9 protein-coding genes and 1 pseudogene are annotated in these 12999 nt (G+C 60.2%); 8 read left to right on the top strand and 2 right to left on the bottom strand.

From position 1 onward, the window contains the following. Positions 1–66 precede the first annotated feature (66 nt). The 4 genes from mgtA (at position 67) to VNV36_RS17750 (ending at position 7428) form a co-directional block, all read left to right on the top strand. The gene (mgtA, locus tag VNV36_RS17765; protein ID WP_325718931.1) at positions 67–2766 is read left to right on the top strand and encodes a magnesium-translocating P-type ATPase; all 2700 of its coding nucleotides are present in this window, start codon (positions 67–69) and stop codon (positions 2764–2766) included. 235 nt (positions 2767–3001) lie between these two features. Then, positions 3002–3445: a chemotaxis protein CheY gene (locus tag VNV36_RS17760; RefSeq protein ID WP_325718929.1), complete on the top strand. Its 444-nt coding sequence runs from the start codon at positions 3002–3004 to the stop codon at positions 3443–3445. A gap of 128 nt (positions 3446–3573) precedes the next feature. Then, positions 3574–4206 carry a response regulator gene (locus VNV36_RS17755; RefSeq protein ID WP_325718927.1) on the top strand — a complete coding sequence of 211 codons (633 nt, stop codon included), beginning with the start codon at positions 3574–3576 and terminating at the stop codon, positions 4204–4206. 9 nt (positions 4207–4215) lie between these two features. Next, positions 4216–7428, top strand: coding sequence for a transporter substrate-binding domain-containing protein (locus VNV36_RS17750; RefSeq protein ID WP_325718925.1), 3213 nt, complete (start codon positions 4216–4218; stop codon positions 7426–7428). A gap of 6 nt (positions 7429–7434) precedes the next feature. Here VNV36_RS17750 and dkgB read toward each other — a convergent pair whose 3' ends face one another. Further along, positions 7435–8238: a 2,5-didehydrogluconate reductase DkgB gene (gene dkgB, locus VNV36_RS17745; protein ID WP_325718923.1), complete on the bottom strand. Its 804-nt coding sequence runs from the start codon at positions 8236–8238 to the stop codon at positions 7435–7437. 249 nt (positions 8239–8487) lie between these two features. Here dkgB and VNV36_RS17740 point away from each other — a divergent pair, with 249 nt between their 5' ends. The 4 genes from VNV36_RS17740 (at position 8488) to VNV36_RS17725 (ending at position 12811) form a co-directional block, all read left to right on the top strand. Next, positions 8488–9354, top strand: a complete 867-nt coding sequence (locus VNV36_RS17740; RefSeq protein WP_325718921.1) for a pirin family protein — start codon at positions 8488–8490, stop codon at positions 9352–9354. 201 nt (positions 9355–9555) lie between these two features. Beyond that, positions 9556–10998: a mechanosensitive ion channel domain-containing protein gene (locus tag VNV36_RS17735; RefSeq protein ID WP_325718919.1), complete on the top strand. Its 1443-nt coding sequence runs from the start codon at positions 9556–9558 to the stop codon at positions 10996–10998. Positions 10999–11081: 83 nt separating this feature from the next. Continuing rightward, positions 11082–11876 carry an exodeoxyribonuclease III gene (xth, locus tag VNV36_RS17730; protein WP_325718918.1) on the top strand — a complete coding sequence of 265 codons (795 nt, stop codon included), beginning with the start codon at positions 11082–11084 and terminating at the stop codon, positions 11874–11876. Positions 11877–11977: 101 nt separating this feature from the next. Next, positions 11978–12811 (top strand): arylamine N-acetyltransferase family protein, encoded by an 834-nt coding sequence (locus VNV36_RS17725; protein WP_325718916.1) that lies wholly within the window; start codon positions 11978–11980, stop codon positions 12809–12811. Here the strand turns inward: VNV36_RS17725 and VNV36_RS25930 are convergent. Next, a pseudogene (locus VNV36_RS25930) lies at positions 12808–12921 on the bottom strand (BrnA antitoxin family protein); the annotation flags it as partial. The gene VNV36_RS17725 and the pseudogene VNV36_RS25930 overlap by 4 nt on opposite strands. Positions 12922–12999 lie beyond the last annotated feature (78 nt).

The following is a 12999-nucleotide window of genomic DNA, read 5'->3' as shown; positions in this document are numbered from 1 at the left end:
GTCCGGGTGTCGAGGCGCGGCGGTACCTGCTTGACGGTTTCCCGGCTGACCACAGGGGACACAGCCATGAAACTCACGCTCAAGGAATTTTTCGCAGGCTTTCTGCGCAGTCGCCACATCGCCCGGCACTTCCGTCGCCTGGCGCTGCTGGATTCGATCAACGACACCACGGTCAGCCGTGAAGTCCCGCCGGCTCTGGCCAACACGCTGGTCACGGCTGCGCATGACGACAGCGCGGCGTTGCTGGCTTCACTGGGCACGCATGGCGAGGGTCTGAATGACGCCGAAGCCGATGCACTGCGCGCCCGGCACGGACTCAATGAAGTCGAGCACGAGCAACCGCTGTCGTGGTCGACCCATCTCTGGCACTGCTACAAAAACCCGTTCAACCTGCTGCTGACATTGCTCGCGGTCATCTCCTGGCTGACCGAAGACCTCAAGGCTGCCACGGTGATTTTCGCCATGGTGGTGCTGTCGACGCTGCTGCGCTTCTGGCAGGAAAGCAAATCCAACCAGGCTGCCGACGCGCTCAAGGCCATGGTCAGCAATACCGCTACGGTGCTGCGCCGGGATGCGCCGCGCCGGGAGATGCCGATCAAGCAACTGGTGCCCGGCGATCTGATCGTGCTCTCGGCCGGTGACATGATTCCCGCCGATTGCCGCGTGCTCAGCGCCAAGGATCTGTTCGTCAGTCAAGCGGCGATGACCGGCGAATCGATGCCGGTAGAGAAGTTTGCCCAGCAGGCCGATCGCGACGCCCGTAGCCCGCTGGAGCTGGACAACATCCTGTTCATGGGCACCAACGTGGTGTCCGGCACCGCGATTGCGCTGATTCTCACCACCGGCAACAGCACCTTGTTCGGTGCGCTGGCGCAACGGGTCGGCGCGACGGATCGGGCGGTGACGTCATTCCAGCAGGGCGTCAACAAGGTCAGTTGGCTGCTGATCCGCTTCATGTTCGTCATGGCCCCGCTGGTGCTGTTCATCAATGGTTTCACCAAGGGCGACTGGACCGAAGCGCTGCTGTTCGCGCTGTCGATTGCCGTCGGCCTGACCCCGGAAATGCTGCCGATGATTGTCACCTCGACGCTGGCCAAAGGTGCGGTGTTTCTGTCGCGCAAGAAGGTCATCGTCAAACGTCTCGATGCGATCCAGAACTTCGGCGCCATGGACGTGCTGTGCACCGACAAGACCGGCACCCTGACCCAGGACAGGATTTTTCTCGCGCGCAATGTCGATGTCTGGGGCGAAGACTGCGATGACGTGCTGGAACTGGCCTACCTGAACAGCTACTACCAGACCGGCCTGAAAAACCTGCTGGATGTCGCGGTGCTCGAACACGTGGAAATTCATCGCGAACTGAAAGTCGGCAGCGCCTATCGCAAGGTCGATGAGATCCCGTTTGACTTCACTCGCCGGCGTATGTCGGTGGTGGTCGAGGGGCGTGGCCAGGCGCATCAACTGATCTGCAAAGGTGCGGTAGAGGAGGTGCTGGCGGTGTGCAGCCGTGTGCGTCACGGCGATGTCGATGAGGCGCTGAGCGACGGACTGCTGGCGCGGATTCGTCAGGTCACCGCCGCTTTCAACGCCGAGGGTTTGCGGGTAGTCGCAGTCGCCGCACGTTCGATGCCAGAGGGTCGTGAAATCTACAGCTTGGCGGATGAGCAAGAGCTGACGCTGATCGGTTACGTGGCATTCCTCGATCCACCGAAGGAAAGCACGGCGCCGGCACTCAGGGCCTTGGCCGAGCACGGTGTGGCGGTGAAAGTACTGACCGGTGACAACGAGCGGGTGACAGCGAAGATCTGCCGCGAAGTGGGCCTCGCCCAACAGGGCTCACTGCTGGGCCATGACATTGAACGCATAAGCGATGCCGAACTGGCCGTTGCCGTGGAAAACAACAATGTTTTCGCCAGACTGACGCCCTCGCACAAGGAGCGCATCGTGCGTCTGCTCAAGGGCAACGGCCATGTGGTCGGCTTCATGGGTGACGGCATCAACGACGCGCCGGCGCTGCGCACGGCTGACATCGGTATTTCCGTGGACAGCGCGGTGGACATCGCCAAGGAGGCGGCGGACATCATTCTTCTGGAAAAAAGCCTGATGGTGCTGGAGGAGGGTGTACTCGAAGGTCGGCGCACGTTTGCCAACATGCTCAAGTACATCAAGATGACCGCCAGTTCCAACTTCGGCAACGTGTTCTCGGTGCTGGTCGCCAGTGCGTTCATTCCATTTCTGCCGATGCTGCCGATGCACCTGCTGGTGCAGAATCTGCTCTACGACATTTCGCAGATCGCCATCCCGTTCGATAACGTCGATGAGCAGCTGCTGAAACAACCGCAACGCTGGCAACCGAGCGATGTCGGACGCTTCATGCTGTTCTTCGGCCCGATCAGTTCGATTTTCGACATCACCACCTTTGCCCTGATGTGGTACGTGTTCGACGCCTGCACCCCGGATCACCAGACACTGTTTCAGTCCGGCTGGTTCGTGGTGGGGCTGCTCACCCAGACGCTGATCGTGCATATGATCCGCACGCCGAAAATCCCGTTCCTGCAAAGCCGTGCAGCCCTGCCGCTGCTGCTGATGACCGGGATCATCATGGCGGTGGGCATCTTCCTGCCGATGGGGCCGCTGGCGCACTACTTCAAATTGCAGGCATTGCCATCGCTGTACTTCGTGTTCCTGCCGCTGATTCTTTTGGCGTACATGGCGCTGACTCAAGCGGTGAAAGGGTTCTACATTCGCCGATTTGGCTGGCAATAACGGCCCTGGAAGGCTTTCCCCGGTGGGAGCGAGCCTGCTCGCGAAAGCATCGTGTCAGTCAATACAACCTTTGACTGGAGCACCGCCCTCGCGAGCAGGCTCGCTCCCACAGGGGATATTGATGCGTAGCGCAGCCGGATGAATAACCGGTTTTTTAGGAAAAGTCCTACAGAGTCATCCCTGGCGCATGCGTAGTCTTGCGCCACCCAGACACCTCACTACCGGGAGCCAGACCATGATCAACAAAACATTGCGCATCCTGATCGCCGACCCGCAACATTTTCATCGAATGAAAATCGAGCGGCTGTTCAATGCTCTCGACTACTACCGGGTGGCTCCGGTGCAGGATCTCGGCGAACTGTTGACGCTGGTGGATTACGGCTGCGAACCGTTCGATGTGCTGACGATCAACGCTGACCTGGCGGCGGAGTCGCTGGACCTGCAGGCTTTTTTGCTCGACAACCCGCAGGTTCGCCACACCCTGATCTACAACGAACCTTCGGCGCCGCTCCAGGCAATCGCCTGGTATGCCCAGGAAAACGTGCTGATCAGCCATGCGCCGTTGCCCAGTTGCCAAGCCGTCCGGCAGTTGATGGCGCAGGTTGATGCCACCGGCAACGGCCTGGCAGCACCTGACTGGCAACCTGCTCAGGCATTGTTGCGCCGCTTCCATGCATAAAAAATCTCATAGCGCAACTGTCAGACTTGACAGGTGATTCCCATGGCCGTTCGTGTAACAGTGCCTGCGCAGCCACCGAGTCTGAACCAGACTGTTGCGGTGTCTTTCACGATTGTGCAGGAGTGCAAATGAAGTCAGCGCTGATCGTCGATGATCATCCGGTGGTGCGCGCGGCCATTCGAATCGTCCTGCAAGCTCAAGGTTTCAGCGAAATTCATGAGGCGTCCAATGGCAACGAGGTCGTGCCGTTGATTTGCGCACATGACCCGCACCTCGTGGTGCTCGATCTCGGGCTGGGCTCCATGGACGGGCTGGAGGTGTTGACGCGGATCCAGATCAAGGCTCCGACGGCGCGGTGTCGGGTTCTGGTGTTCAGCATGCATGAGCCGACACATTATCAAGAGCGTTGCCTGCGTGCGGGCGCCAGAGGCTACGTAACCAAGAGCAACCAGCTGACGCTGCTGCACGAGGCCATCAAAGCACTGATGTCCGGGCACACTTATTTTTCTGCGTTGCCGAACAACAATGCTCTGTTCAACGCCGCGCAACGGACTGAAAAGGAAATGATCGATCAGCTTTCCGATCGTGAGTTGTGTATTTTCGTGCAATTGGCGCTGGGCAAGTCGAACAAGGCGATTGCCCAAGAGATGCACCTGAGTCACAAGACCGTCAGCACCTACAAGACCCGAATGATGGCAAAACTTTGTCTGGGCTCATTGGTGCTCGTGCGCGAATTTGCCATACGCCATAACCTGATCTGAGTGCCTGACATGACGCAGGGACTGCGGATTCTATGGCTGTGGCTGGGACTTGCAGCGTCGGTCTGCGCCGGTACCCAGCCGCAAACCCTGGAGGTGCTGGCCCGCCTCGAACCGGGCAATGTCCAGGTTCGCCTCGATGACCGGGAGCGCCAATGGCTGCGTGAACATCCGGTGTTGCGCATGGGCATCTCCGGGCCGGATTACCCGCCATTCGAGATCACCCGCAACCAGCACGAGCTGGAAGGTCTGACGGCCGATTATGCCGATCTGCTGGCGCAACTGCTGGGCATCAGAATCGAAGTGCGCCGGTTCGCCGACCGTCCTGCGCTAATGGCCGCACTCAAGCGTGGCGATGTCGATCTGCTGGGCACGTCCAACAGTTTTGAAGCGGCTGACCCGGCTTTTATCCTGTCGCGGCCGTACGCTGAAGATCAGCCGATGCTGGTAACCCGTCATGACGAAAGACTGCCCGCTGAGCTGACCGGCAAACGCATCTCGATGGTCGAGGACTACCTGCCGCTGGCCCAGGTTCAGGCGTTTTACCCCGATGCCCATGTGCAGCGATATGCCTCGGCGATGGATGCACTCGGCGCGGTCGCATTCGGTGCCGACGATGTCTACCTGGGCGATTTCATCAGCGCCAACTATCTGATCAACACCAATTATCGCAACGACCTGCAGCTGGCCGGGCCGTCGGGTCTTGACGCCAATCCGTTCGCGTTTGCGCTGTTGCGCAGTGAGCTGCGCCTCAAAAGCATTATCGACAAGACGCTGGCGGCGGTGCCCATGGCGCGTCGACATCTGATCGAGCAACGCTGGAGTGCCGGCCTGGCCGAGATGGCCGAACAGTCAAGGGTGCAATTAAGTGCCGCCGAGCAGCAATGGCTGGATCAACACCCGCTGGTGCGGGTAGGCGCTGTCGAAGACTTCGCGCCGCTGGCGTTTTTCGATGCCGAGGGGCGTTTCAACGGGTTGGCGGCGCAGTTGTTGAGCCTGATTGCGCAACGCAGCGGCCTGAATTTCCAGATCGTGCGCGGGACGTCCCTCAACGATCAGTTCGAACAGCTGCAGGCCGGCAAACTCGATCTCTTGCCGGTGGTGACGCCGAGCACCGAGCGCGAAGCGCAGTTGCAATTCACCCGGGCCTATCTGAACAACCCGTTCGTGCTGGTCAGCGCGGCGAACGGCCAGAGTCCACTGCCGCTCGACGATCTGGCGGGCAAACGCCTGGCGATTTATCGCGGCCACCCGTTGCACGATTATTTGCTGCAGCGGGTGCCGGGCCTGCGCCTTGTCGAAGTGAAAAGCCCCGCCGAAGGTATGGCGCTGATTGCCAGAGGTCAGGCTGATGTGACGGTGAGTTCATTGCTGGTGGCGCGTTTTCTGATTGCCCGGCAGTACCGTGAGCGCCTGCGCATCACCGGCACAGTGGGCGACCAACCCGCGCGCATTGCCTTGGCCACAGCGCCGCAATCGGCCCTGCTGCATTCGATCCTGAACAAGGCGTTGCTGAGCATCGCGCCGCAGCAAATGGACGAACTGGTCAAGCGCTGGAGCCACGACGTGGTGGTGGAGGAAAGCTATTGGTTGCGCCACCGCCATGAAATTCTGCTCGGTTTCGCCGCTGCGGCGGGCTTGCTGCTGCTGGCGTTGCTCTGGATCGGCTGGCAGCGCCGGCAGATCCGCCAGCGTCAGCAATGGTTGTTGCAACTGCAGCAGGCCAAGGACGCGGCGGACGAGGCCAATCGGGCCAAGAGCACCTTTCTGGCGACCATGAGCCATGAGATCCGCACGCCGATGAACGCCTTGATCGGCATGCTCGAACTGGCCCTCAAGCGAGCAGAGGAGGGTGTGACCGATCGTCTGGCGATTCAAGTGGCGTCGAATGCCGGCCAGCAATTACTGGCACTGATCGGCGATATTCTCGACATTGCCCGCATCGAGTCGGGGCATTTGTCCCTGGCGCCCGAACGGGTCAACCTGCGTGAAACGGTGTTCTCGGTGTGCAGGGTGTTCGAAGGGCTGGCGCGGCAAAAGCACCTGTTGTGGCGCATCGAGCTCGACGCATGCAGCGACATCGATGTTCTGCTCGACCCCACGCGCTTCAAGCAGGTGCTGTCGAATCTGTTGAGCAACGCGATCAAATTCACCGAAGCGGGCGAGGTGAGCCTGCGCCTGCAGACCATCGAGATATCGGGCGAGCAAGTGAATGCGCGAGTGCTGATCGAAGACAGCGGCATCGGCATCAGTGTCGAGGATCGCCAGCGTCTGTTCAGCCCGTTCGTGCAAGCGAGCCATAATCCGCAAGCGGCGCGCAGCGGTTCCGGTCTGGGGCTGGTGATCAGTCGCAACCTTTGCGAAATGATGGGCGGCACGCTGCAACTGGACAGTGAGCCCGGGCAAGGCACACGGGTAGAAATAAACCTGCCGTTGCCGCTGCTGAGCGCTGCGCTTGAAACGCCGCCGATCCCCGCCATGGAGCACGCCCCCCGTGTATTGAACGTGCTGGTGGTGGACGATCACCCGGTCAATCGTCTGCTGATGTGCTGGCAACTGAGCGAGCTGGGGCATCGCACCGTCGATGTCGGCGACGGGGATCAGGGGCTCGAACGCTGGCGAACGCAGGCCTTCGACGTGGTGATTACCGACTGCAACATGCCGCGACGTAACGGTTATGACCTCGCGCGAGGGATTCGCGGCGAAGAAGCCGCCAGCGCCAGAAAGCCTTGTCTGATCCTCGGTTTTACTGCCAACGCGCAGGTCGAGGAGCGCCTGCGCTGTCTTGATGCCGGCATGGACGGCTGCCTGTTCAAGCCGATCCGTCTGCACGATCTGGCTGAGGCACTGAACGCGGCAGATTCTCGCGAGCCGCACGAAGATCAGCAGCCAGCCGCCGCGCCGGTCGAGATTGACTTGAGTGCTCTGCAACAGATGGCCGGCGCCGATCGGTCATTGATCGAGCGATTGCGCAAGGAGGTCGGCAACAGTCTGCGGGATGACCTGCAATCGCTGGATAACTTGCACTCTGACGACCTTCACGCCTTGCGCGCTTTGGCCCATCACATCAAGGGCGGCGCGCAGATGGTCGGAGCTGCGCGCGTGATTGCGGCGTGTAGCGATCTTGACAAGGCTTGTTGCGAAGACCAGCTCGAGGCTGTTGAAAGCGCAATCGACGCGTTGCGCGAAGCCATGCTCGGCCTCGCGCAACGGCTGGAGGCCTGACCGCTTTCAGTCCCACTCGGGCGCAAGGCCCTTCGGGCTGGTCAGACGATGGCCACGATCGAGTCCGGCGATTTGCGCCATGTCGTCGTCACTCAGATTCAGCGCGCTGGCGCCCAGGTTGCTCTGCAGGTTGGCGCGTTTGGTCGAAGACGGAATGACTGCGTACCCTGACTGCATCGCCCACGCCAGCGTCACCTGTGCCGGGGTGGCTCGCAGGCGTTCAGCGATTTGCTCGATCAACGGATCCTTCAACACCTCGCCATACGCCAGAGTCATGTACGAGGTGATGTGAATACCCTGGCTGCGGGCAAACTCGACGACCTTGCGATTTTGCAGATACGGATGCAGTTCGATCTGGTTGGTGGCGATGTTGTCTGCGCCCACCGTGGCAATCGCTTGTTTCATCAGGTCGACAGTGAAATTGGACACACCGATCTGCCGGGTCAGGCCCATGCGTTTGGCCTCCAGCAGCGCACTCATGAACTCTTCCACCGGCACTTGGTTTTCAGGTGATGGCCAGTGAATCAGTGTGAGATCCAGGTAGTCGGTCTGCAGTTTTTCCAGGCTTTGCTTCAGACTTTCAATCAAGCGATCGCCAGCGAAGTTGGCCACCCAGATCTTGCTGGTGATGAACAGCTCCTCTCGTGGAAGGCCGCTGGCGGCGATGGCCTGGCCGACCTCGGCTTCGTTTTCGTAGATTTGCGCGGTATCGATGGCCCGATAGCCAAGCTCGAGTGCGGTGCTGACCGAGTCGATGACAACCTGGCCCTGCAGGCGAAAGGTACCGAGACCGAAGGCGGGAACAGACATGGATGACTCCTGGGTTGCAATGGGTATGGTCAGGAGTATCAGGGTTGGGAGGTTTGGGAAAAACCGTCGACGGGACAAAGCACTGTTGAGTAGAAGTCATGAATCACGTGTGGGTGGGTGCTGTGCGCAGGTCGGTTCGAGCTTATTGAATTGTTCCGCGTGTAGAACACTGAAGCCGGTTTTCAGCGGCTAGTCGGATATTCGCGATGCCTTTAGGATTAATTCCATGCAAATCCTCTTGGAGACCCCATGAAAAACATCATCGGCATCTACACCAGCCCGCGCGGCCATTGGGTCGGCGATGGGTTCCCGGTACGCACGCTGTTTTCCTATGACAACCTGGGCGAGCACATCAGTCCTTTCCTGTTGCTCGATCACGCCGGGCCTGCCGAATTCACCCCCACCACTGAACAGCGTGGCGTCGGCCAGCACCCGCACCGAGGGTTCGAAACCGTCACCATCGTCTACGACGGCGAAGTGCAGCACCGTGACTCCACCGGCAGTGGCGGCACCATCGGCCCGGGTGATGTGCAATGGATGACGGCGGCGTCCGGCATCCTGCACGAGGAGTTTCATTCGGAGAACTTCGCCAGGACCGGCGGCAAACTGGAAATGGTGCAACTGTGGGTCAATCTGCCGGCCAAGGACAAAATGGCCGCGCCGGGTTACCAGACCATTCTCGATCGTGACATTCCGAACCTTGCGCTCAAGAACGACGCCGGCAGCCTGCGTCTGATCGCCGGTGAATTCGACGGGCACACCGGCCCTTCGCGGACTTTCACGCCCATCGACGTCTGGGATCTGCGCCTCAACGCTGGCAAGTTGCTGACCCTTGATCTGCATGAAGGCCGCAACACTGCACTGGTGGTGTTGAAGGGGGCGGTGCAGGTCAACGGCGCGGCATCGGTGGGGGTAGGGCAGTTGGCGTTGTTCGAGCGCGATGGTGATCAACTCACCCTCCGTGCCGGCGAAGACGCGGTGGTCTTGCTGCTCAGCGGCGAGCCGATCGACGAGCCGATTGTCGGCCACGGCCCGTTCGTGATGAACACCGAGCGGGAAATCCACCAGGCGTTTGCCGACTTCCAGTCCGGACGCTTTGGCCGGATGCACGGGTAGCACACAAATCCCCCTGTAGGAGCTGCCGAAGGCTGCGATCTTTTGATCTTGTTGTTCACAATCAGAAGATCGCAGCCTTCGGCAGCTCCTATAGGGTTTTTCAACGTTTTCAAGCGGCGGTTCATCCGCTGAAATCAATTGCTCCTACACTGTGCCAATCTGTGCGATCTTCTCGCGATTGGCCTTTGTCGGAGTTGTTTGATGCTGTCTCTGCTGACCGAACACCCGTTGTTTTGCGCATTGATCCTGATTCTGCTCGATCTTGGCCTGTGGCGGCTGATCAGCGCTCGCGGCAGCGAATGGAAGCTGCTGGTGCGGGTGCTGATTTTCGCCCTGTTCAGCATTGTTCTGTTCAACGAAGGCTTGAACCCGATGGAGCCGGCGCCGTGGGCCGACAACGTGCCGCTGCATCTGGCGGCGACCGGGTTACAGATCGGTTGGTGGCTGTTCGGCGCACGCACCCTGACGGTGTTGATCGGCGCGGTGATGATGCAGCGAGTCGGCCACACAGGGCGGTTGTTGCAGGACTTGCTCGGGGCGGTGATTTTTCTCATCGCGATCATCGCGGCACTGGCCTATGTGCTGGATCTGCCGGTCAAAGGCGTGCTGGCGACCTCCGGAGCGCTGGCGATCATCGTCGGTCTGGCCTTGCAGAGCACGTTGAGCGACGTGTTCTCCGGGATCGTCCTCAACACCACCAAGCCCTATCAACTCGATGACTGGATCTCCATTGATGGCACCGAGGGTCGGGTCACCGATATCGACTGGCGCGCCACGCGTTTGCAGACCAGTCAGGGCAGCATGGCGGTGATTCCCAACTCGCTGGCCGCCAAGGCGAAAATCATCAATTTCAGTCGACCGAGCAATATGTTCGGTGTTTCGGTCAGTGTGCCTGTCAGCCCCCATGCCCGGCCCAGCTCGGTGATCGAGGCGCTGGAGCGGGCGATGCAGGGCTGCCGGCAACTGCTCGACACGCCGGCGCCCAGCGTAGCGCTGAAAAACTCCGCCAGCGGCGGCGCGGAATACGAGATCAGCGGGTTTGTCGCTTCGATGGGCGAGAAACGAGTGGTGCGCAATCAGTTGTTCGACCTGGCCTACCGACATCTGCAGGCCTCCGGGGTCAATCTGCTGTCGAGCAACGAAACCAGCGTCACGCCGCAATTGTCGCGGCCACGGGCATTGCTGGAAAGCTCGCCAATTTTTTCGACCCTGCGCGCGGAAGAAAAAGACACCTTCAGCCAGAACATGACCCTGCAAACCTTTCGCGCCGGTGAGACCATTCTGGCGGGCGGGGAGGTCAGCGATCATTTGTTCATCATCGAGTCTGGTGTGGTTTCGGTGACCTTGAAGCGTCATGGCGTGCCATTGGAGTCCGGGCGCATGGGGCCGGGCGAGGTGATCGGCGAGGCCGGGATTCTGTCCGACACGGCCTTGCCGGCAGACTTTTCGGCGAAAACCTTCTGCGCGCTGTATCGCATCGAGAAGTCGTACCTGAAACCGTGCCTGGACGCGCGCCATGACATTCATGATGCGATGCAGGCTTTGCTCGACTTCCGTTTGCACAAGGCGCACTCGCTGACCGAGGAAACCCCGGTGGTTGCGCCGAAAAGAGGCTTCCTGCAATGGCTGCGTAATCGCGTCTGAACTGGCCGGCCTTTATCGGATGCAACCTGTGCGGCGCTCCCGGGGTCACAACTTGCAATCCCACCGGGCAGGAGTTGCGGACGATGAAAAACCTGCGAATCGCCACTTATAACGTCAACGGTCTGCGCGCGCGGCTGCCGAATCTGCTGGAATGGCTCAGGCGCGAGCAGCCGGACATCGCTTGTCTGCAAGAACTGAAATCGGTGGACAGCGCATTCCCCGCCGCTGAACTGGAAGCGGCCGGCTACGGCGCTATCTGGCAGGGCCAGGCGTCGTGGAACGGCGTGGCGATTCTGGCGCGTGACGCGCAACCGCTGGAGAGTCGGCGCGGGTTGCCCGGCGATCCCGATGATACCCACAGTCGCTATATCGAAGCGGCGGTGCACGGTGTGCTGGTCGGTTGTCTGTATCTGCCCAACGGCAACCCGCAGCCGGGGCCGAAATTCGATTACAAACTCGCCTGGTTCGAACGCCTGATCAGCTACGCCAAAGACCTGCAGAGCAGCGATCACCCGGTGGTGCTGGCCGGTGATTACAACGTCATACCCACCGATATGGACATCTACAACACCCGCTCATGGCTCAAGGACGCGTTGCTGCAACCCGAGAGTCGCGAGTGCTACCAACGGTTGCTGGATCAGGGCTGGACCGACTCCCTGCGTCATGTCTATCCCGAAGAACGCATCTACACTTTCTGGGATTATTTCCGCCAGCACTGGCAAACCAACTCTGGTCTGCGCATCGATCATCTGTTGCTCAACCCGGCATTGAGCCCATATCTGCACGATGCCGGCGTAGACGCCTGGGTTCGCAATGAGCCGCATGCCAGTGATCACGCGCCGACGTGGATTCGTATCGGTTCGCGGAAAAAACGCTGACCGGGCGATTGGCGAAATCAATTGTCGTAAGCGACAGCCGATCCCGTATACAGGGCAACATCTACGCAGTGTTCTGTAGCCACATGCATAAGGATCGAGCAATGAGTGCGCCACGCCTGACCGATACCCGGCTTTACCTGCAACGCTTGGGATTTGACGCACCGCCGCCACCGACGCTGGACACCCTGCGTCAGTTGCAGCGGCGCCATACCGCTGAGTTTGTTTTCGAGAACCTCGCAACGATCAGTGGCGCCCCCGTGTTGATCGACCTGGCATCCATTGAAGAGAAAGTCTTGCATCAGGGCCGTGGCGGCTACTGCTACGAGCTCAACCATCTGTTTTATGCCTTGCTGCTTGAACTGGGTTTTCAAGTGCGCGGCATCAGCGGTCGGGTGGTGATGAATCAACCGGAGGGCAGTTGGACGGCGCGTACCCATCGCTTGAGTCTGGTTACCCTCGACGGCGTGCGCTACATCACTGACGTCGGCTTCGGCGGCATGGTGCCGACCGCACCGTTGCTCCTCGACAGCGAGGATGAGCAACCAACCCCGCACGAACCCTACCGCATCGAACAGCAAGCCGATGGCTATCTGCTGCGCGCCAGGGTCGCGGGCGAGTGGCGGCCGATGTACCTGTTCGATCTGCAACGTCAGGAGGATATCGATTACAGCGTCGGCAACTGGTATGTCTCCACTCATCCCGAATCACCTTTTGCGCAACGCCTGATGGTCGCACGCACCGGTGATGGCTGGCGCAAGACCCTGAATAACGGCAGTTTTGCCATTCATCACATAGGCGCTGACAGTCAGCGGCGCGAGGTGACGGATATCGATGAGCTGACTGGCCTGCTCAAGCGTGAGTTCGACCTTCAGTGGCCTGACTCACTCCATGTGCGGCAAGCACTGACGCGGCTTATCACACTGGTCTCTGCCTAGGGTTTGACGTCCGGTTCGAGCACGCGACGGATTTCCCCGATGGCGGCCGACAGCTTTCGCTCGAGACTCTTGAGGTCGGTGGCCGTAATGCCTTTCTTGAACTGCCCCGACAGGCCCGAATCATCGGCGCGCCTGCACCGTCGGTCGCCGTGAACACTTCAGCCTGATGGGCACAGGCGCAGACGCAG

This window comes from Pseudomonas sp. (assembly GCF_035554175.1).
Classification (GTDB): Bacteria; Pseudomonadota; Gammaproteobacteria; order Pseudomonadales; family Pseudomonadaceae; genus Aquipseudomonas.
The sequence above is the reverse complement of the archived record's forward strand: the minus strand, read 5'-3'. Positions and strand labels throughout refer to the sequence as shown.

Bases quoted from the DNA above. Each gene is read 5' to 3' on its own strand.
- dkgB (WP_325718923.1), bottom strand. From the start codon at position 8,238: ATGTCTGTTCCCGCCTTCGGTCTCGGTACCTTTCGCCTGCAGGGCCAG.
- VNV36_RS17760 (WP_325718929.1), top strand. From the start codon at position 3,002: ATGATCAACAAAACATTGCGCATCCTGATCGCCGACCCGCAACATTTT.
- VNV36_RS17750 (WP_325718925.1), top strand. From the start codon at position 4,216: ATGACGCAGGGACTGCGGATTCTATGGCTGTGGCTGGGACTTGCAGCG.
- VNV36_RS17740 (WP_325718921.1), top strand. From the start codon at position 8,488: ATGAAAAACATCATCGGCATCTACACCAGCCCGCGCGGCCATTGGGTC.
- VNV36_RS17725 (WP_325718916.1), top strand. From the start codon at position 11,978: ATGAGTGCGCCACGCCTGACCGATACCCGGCTTTACCTGCAACGCTTG.
- xth (WP_325718918.1), top strand. From the start codon at position 11,082: ATGAAAAACCTGCGAATCGCCACTTATAACGTCAACGGTCTGCGCGCG.
- VNV36_RS17755 (WP_325718927.1), top strand. From the start codon at position 3,574: ATGAAGTCAGCGCTGATCGTCGATGATCATCCGGTGGTGCGCGCGGCC.
- VNV36_RS17735 (WP_325718919.1), top strand. From the start codon at position 9,556: ATGCTGTCTCTGCTGACCGAACACCCGTTGTTTTGCGCATTGATCCTG.
- mgtA (WP_325718931.1), top strand. From the start codon at position 67: ATGAAACTCACGCTCAAGGAATTTTTCGCAGGCTTTCTGCGCAGTCGC.